Below are 20,820 nucleotides of genomic sequence, written 5' to 3'. Positions count from 1 at the left end.
TTATGTGTAAAAAAGCATTGCAAATCGCACTGTTAGCAGCGATGATCAGCGTTCTGGCAGGCTGCCCGACATTGTATCTGGCTTTTGAGAAACATGGCGGCGCATTTCTGGTACCTGTCAGCGGCGAGCGCTTTGTACACATCCCCGATACTGCGTGGGACAGCAGAAACAATGCTTTGGTCTATTTCTATCGTCCGGACAGTGATTGGGCCTCAGAGGAAATTGATGCCCCTTCCCTTTTTGTAGACGACCACCGGTATTTTAGTTTCCGGGCCAATGGGTACACTTGGCTGGAAATGGCGCCGGGCACCCGTCGCATCACCATGCGGCGCCCAATCGGTTTGTTACTGGGCTTTGAAGGTATGGGGAGTTTTGCCCTGAGCAAGATTGTCGATGCAGACTTTGAAGTCGAGGCAGGTAAGATCTATTACTTCCGTTACTCTGAGGTCGATAAACCCAATGCACCAAATCCAGATCTGGACGAAGATCATCCTCTTGCGCAGGGAGATATGCAGTTGGTAACAGCGGAAGTTGCCTATGAGGAAATTGTCGAAACACGTTTTCTAGAAAGCCAGGCTCCCTTTGCTAAAAACTCTGCGGCAGTATCCATCGCGGAAACCAACCGACTGGACAATTTCGCCCGGGAAAGAGAGGATCTGGAGGAGCGCAAGGAAATCGAACTGTCCCAATTAAAGGAAGCCGGTTACTGGCGTGATCCGAAATGGTACTGGCCGTTTGGCGGAGGTCCGACCAAAGCGGTGAAAGCCGAGAGAGAATTAAGAAAACTGGATAAACGTGAAGAGGCTTACGTTGCATCATTGGCTTCTTCCGAGAAAGAAGAATCCAGTTGGTGGTGGCCGTTCTAACCCACCCCTTCTGACCCAGCTCCACCGTTTACTTGTTTGTGCCGATCTGCTTATCACTTAGGGCCTGCCCTCCTGTGGGCCTTCTGCCATATGACCTTTTTCCCATATCCAAATCAGGCCCAACGGGTTACCCTTGTCAGGCTTGCATAGAGGAAAGTTGCAACCAATGACAAAAGACGAACTTATCACCACCATCACCCAGTACTTTAACGAACATATTCCATTCAATAAATTGGTGGGTATTCAGGTGATTGAGGTCAACAAGGACGAGGTCACTCTGCAGTGCAAAATGAAACCTGAGCTTATTGGTAATACTCTGCAGAAAATTCTACACGGTGGCGTGACAGCGACCATGCTGGATGTTGCCGGTGGCCTGGTAGCACTGATCCATACCATTGACCGAATTACAGAGGTCGACCCAAGGGAAATTCAGCGCAAACTCCGCAAGATAGGCACCATTGATATGCGAGTGGATTACCTGAGAGGTGGACGTGGAGAAGTATTTACTGCCAAAGCCGAGGTGATCAGGCACGGACAGAAAATTGCGGTGACACGCATGCACCTGGTGAACGACAGAAATCAGGATATCGCTGTTGGTACAGCCACTTATATTGTTGGTTAAGTAGCATCCGCGGCTGGTGAATTGAATTCACAGGCCACCAACAATACGACGCCCCGGCTTTCACTGAAACTAATTCACTAAAGCCAGTTTTATCCAGGCATAAAAAAAACCGACGCAAGCGTCGGTTTTTTGTTGTCGCCGATTAGTGACAACAGGGCAGCGGATTATTCGCCTGCCGCAGTCGCTTCACCAGCGTATACAGAGTATTCCTGAGAAGAAATCGCGCCGTCACCGTCCAGGTCTACGCTCGCCCATTTTTCCATCAGAGCGCTGTCTGCACGAGCTTCTTCAGTGTCGATCACGCCGTCCTGGTTAGCGTCGATGGCAGCGAAAGTCTGCTCAGATTGCATTTTGGCTTCTTCACCTTCTGCAGCGTAAGCAAAAGAAGTGGCCAGTAAACCAGAAACTAAAATGGCGGTAAGCTTTTTCATAATATGTACCTCGTCCTTAATTGGTCTATTCGATGGTGGCTGACGATACCGAGGGTGGAATAATCAACCTGCTACCATCAACTTTCACTGATCAGAGTATCAATTAGGGGGCCACATCCTTATTTATTCTTTATTTTCAATCAGTTAAGCAAAACCCAATCAAGTCAGCCCAAATCTCAGCCATCAGATTTGTATTTGATTTGCGACAGAAAAAGTCGACACAAAGATATTTTTCTTATAATTCAGCAAGTTAAGAGTTTCCATACTGCAACATTGAGATTCTAAGCTGCTGCCGCCCGCCAACAGGCAGGCGACATCGTCTCGTTTCTTGCGAAACCTCAGATCGTCAACACTCCCTCCAGATAGCCCTTGACCTGACCTGTGAGCAATACCCGGTCGTCCTGCAACTCACAATCAATCTGTCCCATGCGCGCAGACAGCTGTATGGCTTTTAATCGATTTTTTCCCAATTGTTCCGCCCAATAGGGCACAAGAGAACAGTGCGCAGATCCGGTTACCGGATCTTCAAAAATGCTGGCCCCCGGAGTGAAATACCGAGACACAAAATCCACCTGATCCCCTGGAGCCGTCACCACCACTCCACCAGGATCAAGATTGATTTGTGCCATTATCTTTTCATCCGGCTGAAGGCTCTTAATCGCGTCTTCATTTGGATACACCAGTACATAATCCCGAGACTTGAGTATAGCGACTGGCGGAACCACTAATGCCTGCGAAATCACCTCTGGCAGATTGGCTTCAGTGACAGGTTTTCTCGAAGGTAAATCCAAAGTGTAAAGCCTGTCCGGGGCCGTATTTTCATCACTGACGATTACACGCAGTACTCCACTTGAGGAGTGAAAGACCAAATGTGCTATCGGTTCTGGAGAACGCTGGCAAAGGACATGAGCTGCGGCCAGCGTCGCGTGACCGCACAAGTCCATTTCGATTTCAGGCGTAAACCATCGAATACGGTATGCATCGCTCTCCTGTACAACAAAGGCCGTCTCCGCGACACCGTTTTCTGTCGCGATAGCCTGCATCATTTCAGTTGGCAGCCATTCATCCAAAGGACACACAGCCGCCGGATTGCCACCAAATACAGAATGGGTAAAAGACCGGACAAAATACACCGGAACCTGCATAGAAACCTTCCTTATGATTACAACAGAATGATCAGGGAATGATTAGAACATTGAGGAGTGCTGGTAACCCGCTTAGGTGCGGGCGCCAGATTGCAGCAACAGCATCTGCAGATCGACGAAACCTCTTTTTTGAGCCAAGGTCAGTGCCGATAATCCTTCCGCGTTCTGAAAATTGATATCAACACCGGAATCTACCAGCATTTGTGCCATCAGCAGGGAGTTTTGTTCTACCACCATCATCAACAGCGACTTACCGTTAACCACAGCATTAACATCAGCTCCCGCTTTAATCAGGGCTTTCGCTGCAGATAAATGACCGTTCTCGATTGCCAATGCCAGTGCGGTCGCTCCTGAATTCAACGCATAATCGAGCTCCGCTCCAGCAACAGCCAGCGCACGAACCGCGTTGGTTGCACCAATCTCCGTCATATGATGTAACGGCGAAGGCTGCCCATTACGAATGCCTATATTGGGATTAGCCCCGGCTTTGAGAAGCACCAGCACGCCATCCGCGCTCTTGCTCCGGGCAGCAACATCCAGGGGAGACCCAATAGGCGACACTACATTGATACGGCTGCCTGACGCAATTAAGGACTGGGCTCGTCCCACGTCCTGATCCAGCAAGGCGTTCATCAGAGGTGTCGGTTCATCCACCTGCCCGACAGCCAATTGATCTTCTCGTGAAACCGTTTGGCAACCTGTGAATAGAACCGCTGACAACACAAGAAGCCCGAGTAATAACCGTTGTCCCAGTAGCTCCTTTTGTTTCAGTATCCTTTTTAGTCCGAGTAAACTCTGAATATCAAATAGCACCTTCAGGCCATGAAACACCTCAGGAGAGATAAATCTATTATTTACTCGCATCTGGTTACCTATTGTCGGTGGCTCTCACGGGGAAGCCTTTATTCTTATGGACTGTCAGCATTGCCTTCAGTTTCCAGGAACTTCCCAAAGTTTACGAATAATAGAAGGCGAAAGCCATGGACCGATGTCTCAGTTTCCACCTGAAACAGCACTTCCCTCTCTCAACGAAGAGAACAGGTGCCGTCTCTGATTTTCATCAACCCTTTGCAGACTTTCTTGGCTGACAAAATGCCTTATATACTGGGCAATAATGATAAACCAAGGTAGATAGATGCAGCAGAAGATTACCGGTTTTCACCAGGATGATGAACAACATTGGGTCGCGGAGCTTGCGTGCGGCCATTTTCAGCATGTCCGTCATCAGCCGCCCTGGATCAATCGTCCCTGGGTGATTTCCGGGGAAGGTCGCAGATCTATGCTGGGACATATTCTTGAGTGTCGCAAATGTGATACAGGTGCACCAGCGGATAACAAGCCGAATGCTCTTTAAATGATGATCTCTAAATAGAACCATCGCATTTCAGCAATACTTGTCAGGCGGGAAATAACTCCGGGCGTTAGAGTGATAACCCCATGGGAGGCTTATTCATGACGATCAATAAACAATATATCAATCGGTTTCGGAAAGTACTCGATTACATCGACCAGCAATTGTTTCAGGACATCCAGCTAGTGGATTTATGCGAGGTCGCGGCCTTCTCGAAGTTTCACTTTCACCGCCAGTTTTCAGCCATATTCGGAATCAGTGTCTTCAGGTATATCCAGATGAAGAAACTAAAGCGGGCTTCCTACCAACTGGCTTTCCGGGAGCATCTGTCGATTACTGATATTGCATTGGAAAGTGGCTACGAAAATGCAGAATCATTCACCCGCGCCTTCAAGAAAACACTCGGTCAGACACCGTCTGAATTTCGGGAAAAGCCACTCTGGAATAGCTGGCTTCAGTTTAAACAACACACCAATCTGACAACAGGTATCGATATGCTCGAGTTAGACAACGAACAGAATATACAAATAGACGTCATTGAGTTCCCCGAAACATCTGTTGCCGTGCTGGAGCATCGGGGTAGCCCCCATCTTTTGGGAGACACCATCAGACACTTTATCCAGTGGCGTCGGGAGCACAACCTATCGCCCAAAGTCAGCGACACATACAATCTTGTTTATGATAACCCTGAGCAAGTCGCAGATGAGGATTTCCGCTTTGATCTTTGCGTTTCTATTCAGGGGCCATTACCCGCCAACGATCTCGGAATCCTAAGCAAAACAATTCCCCCTGGCCTTTGCGCCAGAGTTCGCCACACTGGATCAGACGATCAACTCGGACGTAAAGTTGAATACCTCTACTCAAAATGGCTACCCCGGAGCGATTATCAGGTCAGAGATTTTCCCTTGTTTTTTCACAGAGTCAGCTTCTTTCCAGAGGTTCCTGAACATGAGATGATCACTGACATCTATTTACCTCTCCAGTGAGAAAACAGAGTAACAGCGACCTATGCAAAAAGTTCTCGACGGCAAGAATGCACTACTGCTGGATATGAACAGTACGTTTATGTTCGGCGAAGACCGTTTTGGCGAAAATGAAGACTATTCCGTCTACTACCATTCTATTGGCGGCAAGCTGGATAAACACGAACTTCATCAGGTCATGACACAGGCCTTTGATTATCTGGCAAAGCGATATCCCGATGAAGCCTACCGGCATTGCTTCCCCAGCGTTGAAACAGCTTTTCTGGAAACGCTGGATATACCAATGGACTCAAGCGAAGTTGATCGCCTGATTGCGACCTTTTCTTATCATGAGCAGGGAATCATTCCAGCGGAATTTGTTGAAGCCCTGCATCAGCTGGCCAAACATTTCAGACTGGCGGCTGTGGTAGATATCTGGTCTCCCAGCATTGCCTGGAGAGAAACTTTTCGACAACAGGGAATCGAAGACCTATTTGGCGCACTGTCCTTTTCTTCTGACCACGGTTGCGTCAAACCTTCGCCCCGTCCCTTTATGGCTGTGCTTGAGGAACTGGCAGTCCACCCGAAAGATGCATTAATGATCGGTGACTCTGTCAGGCGTGACCTGGGAGGTGCCAGAGCAGCGAACATTGATTGTATTCTGGTTGGCGGACAGGAGCATCCGGATGCCCTGGCCACCTTTTCAGACTTATTGGCCTTCCGGGATGCTGTGGAGGTTTTCGGCCGCTCAGTTCAACCGTCATGAACACCCGATAGGGTGTACGATCAGACGCTCAGTTATTTCCAGGAAAGGGAGTGCAACTTTGCTCAGGCATATCTTCAGTATTTTCATTTTGCTACTGTTAACGCCGGTCGCTTATGGCCAGTGCGATGACATTAACAATGAAGTATGGGCAGCAGCAGCCTGCACCAAAGTCAAAACCTTTCCAAGCCCCGACCAGTCAGCTCATCCTACTTTAATGATTGTGCTGCATGGCGATGCTCCCTTACATCCACCCGATTATCAATATCGGCTGGCTCAGACTATCGCCTCAAACAGCAAAAATCTCATTGCCGTCGGAATGCTCCGGCCCGGCTACTCAGATCCTGAAGGGCGTACTTCCGATGGAGTCAAAGGGAATGCCGTTGGTGACAACTACGATCAGCCCCGTGTAGACCAGATCGCAAAAGCGATCCAAAAACTGAAGTCTGTTCACCAGGCCAGTCACACCATTCTTGCAGGACACTCCGGAGGGGCTGCCATTACAGGAAACCTGATTGCCCGTTATCCAGAACTTGTGGATCACGCCGTGATAGTGTCGTGTCCCTGCGACATCAATCAATGGCGCCGTGGCATGTACAAACTGACCCAAAAGCCTATTTTTGAAGGAAACCTGCAAACAGAGTCCCCGATAGATCATGTGGATAAGGTACCCGTAAATACGAAAATCACCCTGATTGCCGGAGAGAGTGATGTCGTTGCACCACCCGCCCTTACCCGGCAATACTTTGAAGCATTACAAACAACAGGCAAACACCCAGAACTTAAATTGGTGGATGGCGGGCATGACATTTTCACCTCGCCAGCGGTCGTGCGTGTCCTACTGAAAGCAGTCGACGATAAAAGCCTCAAGAAACAATAATTCCGTTTCCCAATCTTTATATAGGCAGACTCAAATCTGCCTTTACTGCCTCAATGGCAATAATGGTATAAAACTTACTGATCTTCAGATCCTCCGGAAACAGTTTTCGGGTCAGTATGTCGTACTCGGTAATGTTGCCCACATTTACCACCAAAACAAAGTCATACTCTCCAGCGACGTAATAACATTGCTGCACTTCGCGAAATTTTCGCATGCGCCGCTTGAATGCATCGACGACTTGCGGCCCACCTTTTTCGAGAATCACCTGAATGATCACTGTCATCCTGTTTCCCAGCATCTGGGTATTGAGAATCGCCACTTCTTTTTGGATGACACCCTGCTCTCTGAGCTTTTTTATCCTTCTTTGCACTGCCGTTGGAGACAGACCAATCTGTTCAGCCAACTGTTGTGAGGTCTGCTGACAGTTTTCCTGCAATGCCCTTAGCAACGCGACGTCAAACGAATCCAATACACTCATATTCGCCTCATAAGTGCGTCTATTTGAAAAATGAAGTGAATTTATGCAGTTGGGTGCACCAGTTTGCATATATAGGTCACACTCCCACTTTTACAATATCCCCCTTTGGAGTAGATGTCTAAGATAACGGTAGGTGAGTTGTGACGGACGAAAGAGCCCGCATTGGGCAAGGTATTGCCATGGGAGTTCTGGCCGCCTTAATATGGGGAATCTGGCCAGTTGTCTCCCGGCTTGGGGTGCAACAGACTTTGACGGCTTATGATGTGGCGGCCATTCGCTTTGCCGTTGCCGGAGTGATATTTCTACCGTGGGTGATAAAGCTCGGACTCGGTGGCCTGAGCTGGAAACAGGCATTGATACTGACGACAGGCGCCGGGGCTCCTTATGTACTCATCAGCGTAGGTGGTTTGACTCTCGCCCCTGCCAGCCATGGCGGCGTCATTATCTCTGGGGGCACATTCCTGTTTTCGACTTTAGGCAGTATCCTTCTGCTCGGCGACCGCCCGACCCGCCACCGATGGGCAGGTTTTACCCTGATTTTGCTGGGTATATTGAGTATCGGTTATCGCAGTATCACCACGTCTTCTGAATCTTTGGCTGACGCCTGGATGGGGGATCTACTCTTTGTCGTATCCGGTTTTCTTTGGGCTTCCTACACGCTCAACAGCAAGAGATTCAATGTTTCACCAGTCATGGGGGCAGCCATTGTCTCTGTGCTGTCCATGGTATTTTATGTCCCGGGGTATCTGGCCTTTGGCGATCCCCAAATACTCGAAGCCAGTTGGCAGGAGCTGATAACACAGGGAGTGTTCCAAGGGGTATTGGCCGCTGCGCTAGCCCTGGTTTGTTACACTAAATCCATCTCCATACTGGGAGCAGCACAAGCCGCGGTGTTTGTTTCACTGGCACCGGGACTGGCGGTATTATTCGGAGACTGGATTTTGAATGAGCCCCCAAGTTATGCTGAATACGCAGGCGTATCTTTTGTTATACTGGGGCTTCTGACATCCCTTGGGCTTTTCAGACTGCGTAAAACCACCACTGGGGTACTGGCAGATTCCTGAGGTGCCCCCGAAAAAGATCTGTTTCCTTCAACAGAGGCTCGGGAATTTGGCCGGGCCTTGTTAACCACAGACAAACTTTTCACCATATCGGCACAGATTCTTACCAAGTAGTGTCTTACTAAAAGATGACACCTCCATCCATTTGCCATAGTCCGGCCATCCTAATCACCCTATCTCCCCCTCAGCCTCCCCTCCACTGGAGGATGTGCAAGCGTAACCGCTCTATTTAAAGTGGGTCCTGGTAGTTGTAGAGGCCATAAAAATCGGTAAACCGACAAATAAAAAATTCTCTAACATGAACATAATAAAAATGCTTCCCATATTAAAAAGAACCAAATTCTCCCTGGTTGTCTCAGCCAGCTTAGTATTCACCGCCCCCTTCGCATCTGCAGACGTCTCCGGAAAAAGTGGAGGCGGCGTCCGCTTCCATGGCGGGGACGAAATTATCCTCCAGGGATTCCACTGGAATGTGGTACGAACTGCAGAATATAACTGGTACAACATCCTTAAGGATCAGGCCCAGCAAATCAAAGATGATGGCTTCACGGCCATCTGGATGCCAGTCCCCTGGCGTGATCAGTCTTCCTACGATGCAGGTAACGGCGTCACCTTTGGTGGCGAAGGCTACTTCTGGACAGACTTCGATAAAAACGGACGTTACGGCAATGACTATCAACTGAAGCAGGCTGCATCCGCATTGAGCAGCAAAGGCGTCAAGGTCATTTACGATATTGTCCCCAATCACCATAATCGCGGGATTTCCGGAGATGGGTTCGATTACCCAGCTGGACAAGGGCATTACCGCAATGATTGTTTCGGTTGCGATGACGGCGACCCCTTTATCGATGGCGGTTCAGACCTGAATACGGCTGACGCCACGATCTACCAGCGCTTTAAGGATGAACTGAGCAACCTCAAAAATCACTATAGTGCCGGTGGCTACAGATTTGATTTCGTCAGAGGCTACAATCCCGACAGAATCGATTCCTGGATGCAGAACACATTTGACCAAGGATACTGTGTCGGCGAACTCTGGAAAGGTCCAGCGGAGTATCCTTCCAACGACTGGCGTCATAACGCCAGCTGGCAGGAAATCCTGAAGGACTTTACCAACAGTTCAAATTGTTCAGTCTTCGATTTCGCCCTCAAGGAAAGAATGCAGAATGCTGGCATTTCCGAATGGCGTTATGGCCTGAACGCCAACCCCTCGACCCAATGGCGCGAAGTGGCAGTCACCTTCGTGGATAACCATGACACCGGGTATTCTCCTGGCCCGTTGGGCGGACAACATCACTGGAGTCTGCCTGACTGGAAACGCAAGATGGCCTACGCCTACATCCTGCTGTCTCCAGGCACTCCTACGGTCTATTGGCCTCATATGTACGATTGGGGAATGCGGGATTTCATCAAAAACCTGATCAGCATCCGCAAGGACGCCGGCATACTGGCCTGGAGCAATATCAGCTTTAAAGACGGTGTTTCCGGTTTAGCGGGCGTAACAACAGGGACAGATAAAAAAGTGGTTTTCGCTCTGAACTCTAACCTGGGTAATCCTAATGAAGTAACCTCAGGTAGCTTTTCTTTGATCGTTAATGAAGACAACGGAGGAATCCGGGTCTGGAAAGAAATCTGAGCATCAGGTTCCGCGGCTAACAAAATACCCGGATGAAAAAACGCCGACCACTATGGGTCGGCGTTTTAGTTTCAGGGCTTGATTAGTGAATCTGAACCGTTCTGCTACCACGTCCAGATGACGTGAAAGCCTTCAGTTTGACGGAGCCGCTGGCAGCCACTGGTGCCGTGTACAGCATGGAGTCTACGGTAGGCTCAGAGCCATCCAAGGTGTAGCGTATCTCAAGGCCAGGAAATGCAACATTCGCTTCCAGAGTACCGTCCTCAAGTTTCGCTCCGGGTAACGGAATCCGGTATCCATAACCTTCATTCCAGTAATCAAGGCGTTTAAGATCGTATGCCCCCAGGCGGGATGCGAAGTCACTCCAGGCCAAATCCAGTCCTTGCAGCCGCTGCTCTTGATCTTCCACTGTCGCCCAGGCAGGTTGAGGCGCCCAGGCCCTTTCGGCCAACCCCAGCATTTTAGGCAACGCCAGATAATAGAGATCAGCTTCGGTTTTCACGTTTTCACTCCAAAGCTCACCCTGAATACCCGTGATCAAATCCGCACGGTCAGGAGACAATCGGGTATGCCCCGCCCACATGGCGTCATTCAGGGGGTTGCCCATTCGATCCGTCCAGGCAGACTTGAATACATCCATCGGCGTGAATTCGAATACCGTCCTGGTATCAACAAAGCCAGCCCAATAATAGCCAGGTTCTTCCGGGTCTTTCTGGTAGGCCAGATCAAAATAGAGATTGGTTGCATTGGCCAAAACCACCGGGTAACCAGCATTAGCCAGTTTATAGGCGTTATCTTCTGTCCCCCAACCCCAGACGTTATTCCAGACATAGGGCACCATGATTCCACCAACAAAGTTTGGATTGACCTCTTTGCCCCCATCCTCATGAATAAACGCAAGCTCCTCCCAGCCGGCAATCTTGGTACCGTATGCCGCGACGATTCCGGTTGCCGTGGAGTTGAAGAAACGATTCAGCATCTCAACATCATCAGCCGTCAGCTCATCTTTTCCAAACATACGGGAACAGGCTGCGGAGTTTTTCCATACACCGGCAGGTACTTCATCCGCCCCGACATGGAAAGACGGCATACGCAGTCCTGCCTGCTGATACATGTTGAATACTTCTCCCACGACCTGATTAATAAAGAAGTAGGTAGAGGGCAAACAGGGGTTTATCACATTGTCAGTCCAACCCTGAACTGATTTGTACTGAGACTGGTCATCAGGATCGCTGAGCAGGAAGTACTTGCCCTGATGTGGCTGACCGGCATCCGCCAGTCGTTTTGCTCGCGCCTCCATAGACTTGATTGCGGCACGGGCATGTCCGGGCAGGTCAAATTCCGGCACAATCTCGATGTGGCGATTAGCGGCATATTTCAGCAGCCCTATAAACTCCTCACGAGAAAAGTAACCGGAACCATTATTGCTGTCTGCAAATGGACCTGACCCAAATGACGGCACCAGATGATCCAGCTCAGTGTCTGTATGACCACGACTGGCACCCACTTCTGTCAACTCAGGCAAGCTGGGAATTTCCAAACGCCAGCCTTCATCGTCTGACAAATGAAGATGCAGTTTATTCAGCTTATATAACGCCATGACATCGATCAGTCGTTTTACACTCTCGATCTGACTGAAATGCCGTGCCACATCAAGGTGCATTCCCCGGTAGGCAAAACGCGGAGCATCTTCAATCTGAACAGCAGGCAGCTTCACCGGCAAGCCGCTACCCTGATAGGCGTCCAATGGAACCAACGCTAACAGAGACTGCACACCATAGAACATTCCCGCAGGGGAATGGGCCGAAATCTGAACTCCCTCTGATGCAGAACTCGCCAGTTGGTATGCTTCGCTCTCCGGCATATGGTTACTGCCATAACTTCCTTGCAGACAAATCCCATTGGCCGCTTCCTCACAAGCTGATACCAGGTTGACTGGTATTCCCAGAGACTCAAGCTGGCGCTTTAAATAATCCCCTTCCTGAGCAAATCGCTGATCAAAATATAAATTAACCGGACCACTAATGATCAGAGGCTCAGACTCATTGACCGTCATACTTGCTGGCGTTGGAAGAATCGTTCCATGATCGGAAGCTGTGACCCCCGCTAAATACTGCCGATTGCGCTCAAAGCGTACCTGTGCCGTATCCAAAGGCAATACATCACCATCAAAGCGGCTGGTTTGTTCCAGAGTAGTTTGCGCACCAAGAGTCACGTCGGTGATGGCCATTGGCTCCTGTCCCTGATGAACAATATAGAAACCTGCCGGTGCATCCGATTTGCTGATCGCCCAGAAGCTGGCCTTCAGTCGAACCGTGACTGATTCACCTGGATTCAGTCCGGCAAACCCGGCAGCAGGTGTCATTTTGAAAAAGTCACCGTTAACATGCTCAATATTGAACTGATCTGCCGGAGTTACCGCCAGAATATCGCGCACAAAGTTGAAATGAATCGTCCAGTCTTTTGCGGCCAGGAATTGATCACTACGATTATGAATCGTGAGATCGGCCAGAAAACTATTGTAGCTGTCCTGGAGGTTATCAACGACCTGCCAGGTCACCCCCAGGTCTGAAATCTGCTGCCTGGAAGCGACAGCAGCGGGGCTTTCTGTTTGATCTGAAAACTGGGAGGGAGTTGAACTTGCTGCAGCAAATTGAGACTGGGACAGCCCCATTATTGCCAGGCAAAGCAAAAGACGTTTTGGACGGGTGGTTTCTTTCCAGTCAATCATCGGAAGGTTCTCCTTTTTGTTGTGCCTTGGAAGGCGTTCGTCTTACACCTTTCTTGTTATAAATTCGGTGCCAACATGACTGCACAACTAGCTGGCCATAAAGCCAACGCTCTCTCCTTTCGCCAGTCCTTATCCTGCCGCCAGACCCTGCCTCATCGACAGGCTGGTATGAGAACGCTGGTTGTTACGTTTGCATCTCGGTTTTTTTCTTTCTTGTTATCCAGTGACGGGCCATCTCTATGAACCCAGGCAATACCTATAACTAACAACCAATTCATTTTTAACATACCAATAGAATACCTTTAAGACAACACTTTTTCGTATTGCCCGATAATTTGGTATTTTTTTGGTTATTAATGGCGGTAAGGGCTCAAGAAACCCATGACAGGTAGTGACTTGGTATTATCCCTTTTGGCAGGAAGTGATGTTTCTTTAAGTGAACGAAAGTGCAGTGAGCGAATGAGAAAGCATTGAAAGAGGAGAGAGTTCCGGAAGAACCCGGAGACGAATGTCTCCGGGCCTGTATCAGATGCCGGGTGATAATCTCCCGGCGTTGGTCAGATGATTAGAAAGACAACTTCCATGCATCAATGTAACCCACATCACGCCATGCGCGATCTTTCACTCTCAACTGCCAGGTGCCGTCAACTGAGCCACCATCCAGATCAACAGTATAGGTTTTGTGGATGTCGTCAGAGCTGCCGCCAGCACGGTTATGCAGCATGTAGCTGTTACCGCTGGCATCGATCAGTTCGACGATCAGATCACCTACATAGGTATGAACAATATCGACCGTGACTTTAACAGAGGAGGAAGAACCCACACCTTTCACTTCGATCGGGCTGCTGACGCCAGTGGAGTTGTAGTCAGGGATATCGTAGTTGTCGGTATTCTCAAACTCACCTGTGCCAGGATCATCACCCTCATAGTCAGCAACCAGGGATACACCAGAGTAGCTGCTATAACCACGAATCATGACGTAGTAGGTGTCTGCTTCAGGAGTTTCATAGCCACACTCTTCATCGTTACCGTTTTCATATGGGCGGCAATCGTAGGTGCTGGTGCTAGGCTTAGCTCCCTTCCTGACATACATATCAGCATCGCCAGAGCCACCGCTGATATTGAATTTCAGGTTAGTCGCACCTTCGGGCACTTCCAGAGAGTAGAATTTCTGGGAACCTTGGCCACCACTGATGTCAGCGATCGGTGTTCCTTTCTCCATCTGGATAACCTGGTCATCCGGAGGTGTTCCATCACAGCTGACACCAACTTCAGTGAATGCCGCAGTCACGTCATCTTTTGAATAACCCAGGTCTTCAGCAGAATTTTCTGCACCACAGGCACCATCATTGAAATCAGTGTTTGGCGTCCAGTAAGTCTGGTTCGCACGAACAAACACTTCAAATGCCATCTTGGTATCCCATCCACTGGAAGTCGCCAGGAGATAGAACGCCTTGTTGTAGACACCGCTGCTGTAGTGCACATCCAGACCATCGTAATAGTCGTCGGCATGTCCAATGGAACGACCGTCTCGGGTAGGATCATCCATATAGCGCAGACCGTCGCCGTTCTTCATGATCGCAGCGCCGACGTAGAAGTCGTTCTCACCACTCATAAAGAATTCCGCGGCTTCACCAGCCATATCAGAGAAAGCTTCGTTGATCCCGCCCGGCTGTCTTTCATAAACCAGATCCGAGTTGAATTGCGTAAAGCCGTGAGACACCTCATGGGACACCACGTTGATATCCACCAGAGGATAGAAGTAGCTGGCGCCATCACCGAACGTCATCTGACTGCCATCCCAGAAGGCATTTTCATATCCGTTGCTGTAATGAACCCGTAACTTTAACTTGGTATTCAATGGTGCCGTGTTGAACCACTCATTGTACATCTTGAACACTTCAATACCGAAGAAGTGCGCGTCATTCAGGGGAGAATACGCACCATTGATTTCTTTAACAGTATTTCTGGGGCAGGTGAACTGATGGATGCTTCCACCGGAGGTCCCGTGATTCAGGTTGATGGTTTCCACATTGGCCGTCGTCATCCGACAGGCATCATCTACCTCAAATGCGGGATAGTCAGTGCCATATTCATAACGCCCAGTCTTCTCGTTTCCGCCAGGACCAGTGGCGTCTCTGGTGGTCAAGCCATCCCAGGTCTTAATGATCTCACCGCTGTGAGCATCAATGATGAAGAAGGGACGCTTCGGCTCGGGCGCTCCCTGGGCGGCCTCTACGAAGTAGTTGATGACATATGCCAGGCGAGCCTGATCTGTTTCTTCGTCGAAATAGATCATGAGCTCCGAGGATTCGTTTTGAAACTGTGGCGACCTGAAGAAGGCCAGTCCACTGTTCTGCTTGGCAATTTCCATTGCTTTTTTATCAGAGATAGTCGCGCGTACACCAGGTACGAATCCATTATCCATATCCGCCTGGACACCCTGTATCAGGCCTCCATTCATGTGGACAACTTCACCGTTCTGGTCCCGAACCATAATGATATGTTCACCAAAAACCTTCAGTCCCTGATAGGTTTGCTGCAAACGTTCATAGGTACGGCCGCTGGCTTCCGTGCGTTTGGAAAGGGTCTCAATACCATCTTCTCCGAACAGCCCCAAAATGGCTTCGTTGCTCATTGTGGTGGCTGTCGCACCTGAGATTGAGAACATAGTATCTTGATGCGTACGCAGATCGATTCGCTCCGCAGCCATGGTATGGGCGGCAGCAAGCGTAAGACCCAACATCAGTACTTTATTTTTTATTTGTCGATCAGACATGCTGAATAACTCCGGTGTAGGTGTGTTAACCCGGGCAAGAGCAGACTGACATTTTGCAAATCAGACAATTCGCCTGGAATCTCGAATTGCCAGTAATAAACAGATTTGCTTCTCAGGAGATGGATATTTTTAATGCCTGAGATAAGCGGAATTGTTGCAGGTTATTGTATCTAACCTAAATTCGGTGAAGCTGACGGCGAACTAAACTCCACAATCCCTGTAAAAGTCTTTATAAGGCTTTTATAAAACCCGTTTGTTATCTGACTATCAAATATCCCTGTCGCGTTGAGCTGATTTATTACTGTATTAAGCAGCTCAAACTTATCTTTTTAACCAAACGTCCAAGTACAACTTTGCCCATCCCTGTCTCACAGAGCGGAGGTTGTGATCATTCGTTCATATGTTTTATGAAAGGGGTCCTCCCTTGAATCACACAACCTGACGCCACTGCGCCAGCTTGTTTTGTTAGATACCAGTAAAAGCGACTTTGTATTACTTAGTTTTCCTTGTGCTTCCTGATAACTTAACTAACAAGTGAAGAAAAGATTAGGTTAGAAAACATTCAGCCGTCAACGTTCTGAGTCGACAAATATAAAAAAACTTTATAGGTATTACCCGCTATAAAATATAAGACATTATATCTTATATATTCATAACGTTATTTATAAATCCTTTTAAAAATATATAGTTGCCTATAACATAAGGAACATGCCACTATATTTCGAGACACAATATAGTTTTTACTTAAAAAAGAAACAAAGTGTAATTTAACGAACATTGCGACAATATTGTCATATAAAATCTATCTATTCACAGATAAGTAAACAACCCTGGAACAGCAAAGTAATACTACATGTCTTATAATCGATTTTTATAAAGAGTTGAAAATCGCTTTACTTAAAAGTTACTTTCAAGTCTTATACCTGGATTGAGGCTGCTAACAAGTTTGGCTCGATGGCCATGAGGGGAAGAATATCAACCTCCCCTCTCCAGCATCATGGACTGACGAAGTTTACTGATTGCTTTTACCCGGTAGACTGAGATTTCCCGAGGCAACCTTCATGACATCAACGACGCAAAGCAAAGGTGCATGAACGCTCTGATTCACTCGCAGTCCAGCGGTTACGCCATCAAAGCTGGCCTCATTGATGACTCCAATATCATCAAACGGAATCCTGACTTCCACCGTTTCAGTATTAAACGTCGGGTTCCAACCTGGGCTATCCAGTAAGATAGGCAACCCTGGCCAAGTTTTCGGCAGGCGAGGTTTGGCATCTTTGGGAATATCCACAACTCCCAATGCACCTTTTCCACACTGCTCATTCGGCTGCAATACCACCCAATGGCTATGCCAAAGATTACCGTCGTTTCCGGTGTCACCATCACCATTTTCATCAAACAGCGGAGTGTCATCAAAGTCAGGGTGAGAGGTTACTGCCAGCGCCAATATTCCGGCATTGTGCTCAAACCCTACCTCATAGCTATCAAGTGATGTTGGCCAGACATAAGAAAATACTTCACTACCAGCCAGTTTCCCTGAAGCTGATGGTTTCAGATCTCCCGCCTTGCCTGACACCGCCATATGAAAAGTAGCAACATTCTTATTGGTGGTAATTCGAGTATGCACGATGTCAAAAGGAGCAAGTATTGCCTCACTTTTTTTAGTCTGAATGCCACTGGAATGATGCTCATGCGCAAATGACAGACTAGATAACGATGCCCCTGCCGCGATCAATGCTGGCAATGAGACCAATAGAGAAAGTTTTCTCATTTTGATACTCCCTTTGCTTTCACATCATCTACAGACGCCCCATAGTTGATATGGAAGACACCACCATCTAACACCAGTGCAGGTACAGACTTAACTCCCAGCTCTTCCGCTGGTTCAATTTCCGAAGGCGACTCTGCCAAATTGATAACCCTCAACGCTACAAGCTGCTTATCCAATACGTCCAACAGCTGCAACTCCGCTTCTTTACAGATAGCACACCCTGCGTGATAAAAAACGGCTTCTTTCATGACATAACCTCTTTCAACTCTGATTAATATCTCATTCACAATCTTATAGTCTCGACTCGATACCTTATTCAGATTGCATCGATATTCTTGACTTGTCAAGATAGTTTTTACTCGATACTATATCCGGCATGAATACGAACATTATTTATGGTCATGTCGAGAGATTGAGCGAACTGCTAAGACTGGACTCCCGAACAGCCGGGTTGGAGTACGGGCTGCAACCCGTGCAACTGGAAGTATTGCGATATCTCTCAGTCAGCAATCGATTTTCAGACACCCCTATGGCAGTCACAGAGTATCTGGGACAAACCAAAGGGACGGTCTCTCAGACCCTCAAGGTGTTAGAGAAGAAAGAGTTACTGGTTAAAAAAAACGACGAGAAGGACCGGCGATCAACACACCTGGTGTTGACCGAGCAAGGACAAAAGTTACTGGAAGAGATCATACCCAGTGAGGTGTTCCTGAATGCCTGTAAAGACTTGACCGGGAGCGAGCGGAAAGACATCACAGCAGCTTTGGCGAGGTTAATTCTCAGCTTGCTCAAAGCCAACAATATGAAGACGTTCGGCGTCTGTAAGACTTGTCGCTACAACACCCGGACAAACACGGGAGATTACTACTGCAATCTGGTCAAGACAGCCCTGTCGGATTACGAAGTAGAATTGATCTGTCGCGAGCATCAAGCGCCAGAAGGCGAAGTGTGATCAAAAGAAGTCGCCAGGATGACATGAAATGAGACTCTCAGAACTTGTCGTGTGTTAATTGAGTGACAAGAACCAGACATGAGAGTCTCAGGAAAGTCAGACGGAGATCACCGATAATGCGTTTGAGAAAACCTGCCTATCTCGCATCATTACCAGACTTTCGGTCAGCCATATGTTTTAAATAGGCAACCAGATGGTCGATCTCCCCTTCCTCCCAAATATTGTCTTTCACCCACCGCATTTTCATTCCCGGCCACTGACGTACAGATGTCGGATCTTCAATAAATCGCTTAAACGCTGCTTCATTAAAATATTCCGTAGGATTCATCGGCTGATTAAGGTCTGGCCCCAAATTCGCAGCCCCCTGACCGTTGATCTGGTGACAATGCATACAGCGGGTCTTGAACACCTGGAACCCTTTACGCACAGGATCATTGGGGGCAATGTGATCGGCAGGCATGATTCCCGGAAACAGAACAGCAAGGTCATCCTTCACGTCCAGAGAACTTAGCTGATAGGGCCAGAATTCCGGAGGAATACCCGATTTCTCCGGATTGGTCCATACAAGATAGTAGGGCCCCGCACTCTGCTTTGTGGTATTCGCCTCCTTCGGCAACGGCGGCCACTTGTGGTCTTCAGGCTCTATCGCCAGATAGGCACGAGCACCGTCCTTATCTTCATTGAGCAGATACGTCTTTTCCAGCACCCCGGAATATCCATCAAGACAGGTGAATATCAACACAGAGGAATCCGGCAGATCTATTTCCTGAAATAGCTCTGCAACCGGTACAACATCAACGGGAAAGGTTTGATTGGGATAATTCAGAAGGGGAATGGTGAGCTGTTGTTTCGCAGGGTGACTCAATAACTGTTCTTTGGTCCAATGCACCGTCTGATCCCCGGCGCGAATGGTAAAACCGTTTTCGGCTGCGGCATAACTCCCCGAATGCAGTATTACCAGTAGTACTCCCAGTATTAACGACAAAAAAGATTTCTTCATACTTCATCCTATTATTCTTTCATTATACTTCCTGAGCACAAGGCTTTACTGCAGGGACCCGGACGGACCCGCAGTGGCTTGTGCAGAGCTATAATGGCTTGGGTATAGGTGAATAAACAAGATGAAATGTTGCAGGTGTGGATGCAGACCTTTATTCAACACTGAGACCAGATGCCTTGGCCGCCAGTGAGCCAGACTGAAGACTGTTTTTACTCCAGCTTACACCCTGACTCCAGTAGCACTTTCTGCTTCGACTTAATATCCTCATACCCTTTAGCAGTGAGCCGCCCAAGCCAGTATCTAGCTTTTACACAACTTTGTTCTGTTCCAATACCATGACTGAACATGTGTACAAGGTCCAATTGGAAATCAACATCTCCTTTTTCCGCCACTTCTTCATACATTTTTGTTCCAAGGGCTTTATTAATATTTACTCCATCAATACCAAATAAATATCTCCCTGCAAGCAGCTTTGTAGCCTCGATAAGCCCCTCGTTTGATGCCAGCGTTAAGTGTTCCATCGCTTTGCCCGAGTTTCTAACAACTCCCCGACCCCAAATATACATCTGGCCTAATAAATAGTTGGCCTCAGGCGATAGAGGACTTTCCGTAGAGCTTAAAATATCGTAGGCCTGTACATACTCGCCATGATTATAGTGATTCACAGCACTTGCCAGCATTTCATCTCCTCTCGCATAACTTGCGATCAGAAAAAAAAGCACCATCGAATTAAGTATTCTATTCACAAGCATTTTCTTTCTTACACTCATTGTCCAAAGTATCCTATAAATCTGGAGCTCTTCCTTTGTTACCCAGAGTGTATGTTAAAAGTGTTGAATGTAGGAACGCGAACAGCAGCACGGCCATGCAACTTCCGCGTAAAGCCTACTCTTATCTGGCTGCCATCGAATTAAAAAGTACTCTTACGTCATCATCTATAAGGAAATTATAGGCAATACATCAGGCACTGGCCGGTTAAGCCATAATGCAAACGTAGAACGGCTTCACGTACTTCAGTGATAGGAAGTGGCGTCGAAATTTTGCGGGGCTAGACTAAGAACAACTTCCTCGCCATGGGCCTTCCCCAACACCATTGCTGCCCTAATCTGGTCACTGCTCGCTCCAGTTGGGCCACTTTCCCTGCCAGTCGAGGAACGTCAACTAGTTTGCGGGTGTCCTGTTCTGTCTGTTTCTACTTTTCTAAGTTTTCCTTACTTCTCTTACTTAGGGAGAGTCTGAATAACCCCAAGGTTCTGAGGTAATTCAAACTCTCGACGATATATGGCCGAATATTCAGAGTGTTTTTCCGGCCATTTTGGATCTTCCCCCCCTGTGGGGCGTCATCTGGGCTCACTGCCCCTATACCTGCAGCTCTTTCCTTGCCATCAGCAG

At 48.2% G+C, this 20,820-nt stretch carries 20 protein-coding genes; 9 read left to right on the top strand and 11 right to left on the bottom strand.

Features of this window, described 5'->3' with window-relative positions:
- Positions 1-2 precede the first annotated feature (2 nt).
- Positions 3-866 carry a DUF2846 domain-containing protein gene (locus F566_RS0109255; RefSeq protein WP_020406707.1) on the top strand — a complete coding sequence of 288 codons (864 nt, stop codon included), beginning with the start codon at positions 3-5 and terminating at the stop codon, positions 864-866.
- Between the two features lie 166 nt (positions 867-1,032).
- Entirely contained in the window at positions 1,033-1,488 is a 456-nt protein-coding gene (locus tag F566_RS0109250) for a thioesterase family protein (RefSeq protein WP_020406706.1), read from the top strand.
- 164 nt (positions 1,489-1,652) lie between these two features.
- Here F566_RS0109250 and F566_RS0109245 read toward each other — a convergent pair whose 3' ends face one another.
- The 3 genes from F566_RS0109245 to F566_RS35345 form a co-directional block, all read right to left on the bottom strand.
- Positions 1,653-1,919 carry an EH domain-containing protein gene (locus tag F566_RS0109245; protein WP_020406705.1) on the bottom strand — a complete coding sequence of 89 codons (267 nt, stop codon included), beginning with the start codon at positions 1,917-1,919 and terminating at the stop codon, positions 1,653-1,655.
- A 338-nt stretch (positions 1,920-2,257) separates the two neighbouring features.
- Complete coding sequence (locus tag F566_RS0109240) at positions 2,258-3,064, bottom strand: PhzF family phenazine biosynthesis protein (protein WP_020406704.1); 807 nt, start codon at positions 3,062-3,064, stop codon at positions 2,258-2,260.
- Between the two features lie 72 nt (positions 3,065-3,136).
- The gene (locus F566_RS35345) at positions 3,137-3,928 is read right to left on the bottom strand and encodes an ankyrin repeat domain-containing protein (RefSeq protein ID WP_020406703.1); all 792 of its coding nucleotides are present in this window, start codon (positions 3,926-3,928) and stop codon (positions 3,137-3,139) included.
- Positions 3,929-4,199: 271 nt separating this feature from the next.
- Between F566_RS35345 and F566_RS0109230 the strand changes: the two genes are divergently transcribed.
- From F566_RS0109230 to F566_RS0109215, 4 genes are all read left to right on the top strand, one after another.
- On the top strand, positions 4,200-4,418 hold the full coding sequence (locus tag F566_RS0109230; protein ID WP_020406702.1) for a DUF3565 domain-containing protein: 219 nt from the start codon (positions 4,200-4,202) through the stop codon (positions 4,416-4,418).
- A 98-nt stretch (positions 4,419-4,516) separates the two neighbouring features.
- Positions 4,517-5,401: an AraC family transcriptional regulator gene (locus F566_RS0109225; RefSeq protein WP_026179877.1), complete on the top strand. Its 885-nt coding sequence runs from the start codon at positions 4,517-4,519 to the stop codon at positions 5,399-5,401.
- A gap of 22 nt (positions 5,402-5,423) precedes the next feature.
- Positions 5,424-6,143: an HAD family hydrolase gene (locus F566_RS35340; protein ID WP_020406700.1), complete on the top strand. Its 720-nt coding sequence runs from the start codon at positions 5,424-5,426 to the stop codon at positions 6,141-6,143.
- Positions 6,064-7,020 carry an alpha/beta hydrolase family protein gene (locus tag F566_RS0109215; protein WP_083921041.1) on the top strand — a complete coding sequence of 319 codons (957 nt, stop codon included), beginning with the start codon at positions 6,064-6,066 and terminating at the stop codon, positions 7,018-7,020. Before F566_RS35340 ends, F566_RS0109215 begins: the two co-directional genes overlap by 80 nt.
- Positions 7,021-7,036: 16 nt before the next feature.
- Here the strand turns inward: F566_RS0109215 and F566_RS0109210 are convergent, their stop codons facing one another.
- A complete protein-coding gene (locus F566_RS0109210; protein WP_020406698.1) occupies positions 7,037-7,498 on the bottom strand; it encodes an Lrp/AsnC family transcriptional regulator in 462 nt (153 codons plus the stop codon).
- Positions 7,499-7,638: 140 nt separating this feature from the next.
- Here F566_RS0109210 and F566_RS0109205 point away from each other — a divergent pair, with 140 nt between their 5' ends.
- A complete protein-coding gene (locus tag F566_RS0109205; RefSeq protein ID WP_026179876.1) occupies positions 7,639-8,562 on the top strand; it encodes a DMT family transporter in 924 nt (307 codons plus the stop codon).
- 295 nt (positions 8,563-8,857) lie between these two features.
- On the top strand, positions 8,858-10,195 hold the full coding sequence (locus tag F566_RS0109200) for a glucan 1,4-alpha-maltotetraohydrolase domain-containing protein (protein ID WP_245555208.1): 1,338 nt from the start codon (positions 8,858-8,860) through the stop codon (positions 10,193-10,195).
- 82 nt (positions 10,196-10,277) lie between these two features.
- On the opposite strand, the gene F566_RS0109195 is transcribed toward F566_RS0109200, so the two are convergent.
- The 4 genes from F566_RS0109195 to F566_RS0109180 form a co-directional block, all read right to left on the bottom strand.
- Positions 10,278-12,926: a family 20 glycosylhydrolase gene (locus F566_RS0109195; protein ID WP_020406695.1), complete on the bottom strand. Its 2,649-nt coding sequence runs from the start codon at positions 12,924-12,926 to the stop codon at positions 10,278-10,280.
- Positions 12,927-13,491: 565 nt separating this feature from the next.
- Positions 13,492-15,705: a M4 family metallopeptidase gene (locus F566_RS0109190; RefSeq protein ID WP_020406694.1), complete on the bottom strand. Its 2,214-nt coding sequence runs from the start codon at positions 15,703-15,705 to the stop codon at positions 13,492-13,494.
- A 1,012-nt stretch (positions 15,706-16,717) separates the two neighbouring features.
- The gene (locus F566_RS0109185; protein ID WP_020406693.1) at positions 16,718-17,476 is read right to left on the bottom strand and encodes a hypothetical protein; all 759 of its coding nucleotides are present in this window, start codon (positions 17,474-17,476) and stop codon (positions 16,718-16,720) included.
- On the bottom strand, positions 17,473-17,724 hold the full coding sequence (locus F566_RS0109180) for a thioredoxin family protein (RefSeq protein WP_020406692.1): 252 nt from the start codon (positions 17,722-17,724) through the stop codon (positions 17,473-17,475). The genes F566_RS0109185 and F566_RS0109180 overlap by 4 nt, the downstream gene beginning before the upstream one ends.
- A gap of 128 nt (positions 17,725-17,852) precedes the next feature.
- Here F566_RS0109180 and F566_RS0109175 point away from each other — a divergent pair, with 128 nt between their 5' ends.
- Complete coding sequence (locus tag F566_RS0109175) at positions 17,853-18,428, top strand: MarR family winged helix-turn-helix transcriptional regulator (RefSeq protein ID WP_020406691.1); 576 nt, start codon at positions 17,853-17,855, stop codon at positions 18,426-18,428.
- A 136-nt stretch (positions 18,429-18,564) separates the two neighbouring features.
- Here the strand turns inward: F566_RS0109175 and F566_RS0109170 are convergent, their stop codons facing one another.
- The 3 genes from F566_RS0109170 to F566_RS37295 form a co-directional block, all read right to left on the bottom strand.
- Positions 18,565-19,428, bottom strand: coding sequence for a c-type cytochrome (locus tag F566_RS0109170; RefSeq protein ID WP_020406690.1), 864 nt, complete (start codon positions 19,426-19,428; stop codon positions 18,565-18,567).
- A gap of 209 nt (positions 19,429-19,637) precedes the next feature.
- The gene (locus F566_RS0109165) at positions 19,638-20,198 is read right to left on the bottom strand and encodes a tetratricopeptide repeat protein (RefSeq protein WP_020406689.1); all 561 of its coding nucleotides are present in this window, start codon (positions 20,196-20,198) and stop codon (positions 19,638-19,640) included.
- 422 nt (positions 20,199-20,620) lie between these two features.
- Positions 20,621-20,820, bottom strand: a 200-nt coding sequence (locus tag F566_RS37295) for a hypothetical protein (protein ID WP_033416032.1), incomplete at its 5' end; no start/stop codon positions are given.

This window comes from Hahella ganghwensis DSM 17046 (genome assembly GCF_000376785.1).
Classification (GTDB): domain Bacteria; phylum Pseudomonadota; class Gammaproteobacteria; order Pseudomonadales; family Oleiphilaceae; genus Hahella; species Hahella ganghwensis.
The sequence above is the reverse complement of the archived record's forward strand: the minus strand, read 5'-3'. Positions and strand labels throughout refer to the sequence as shown.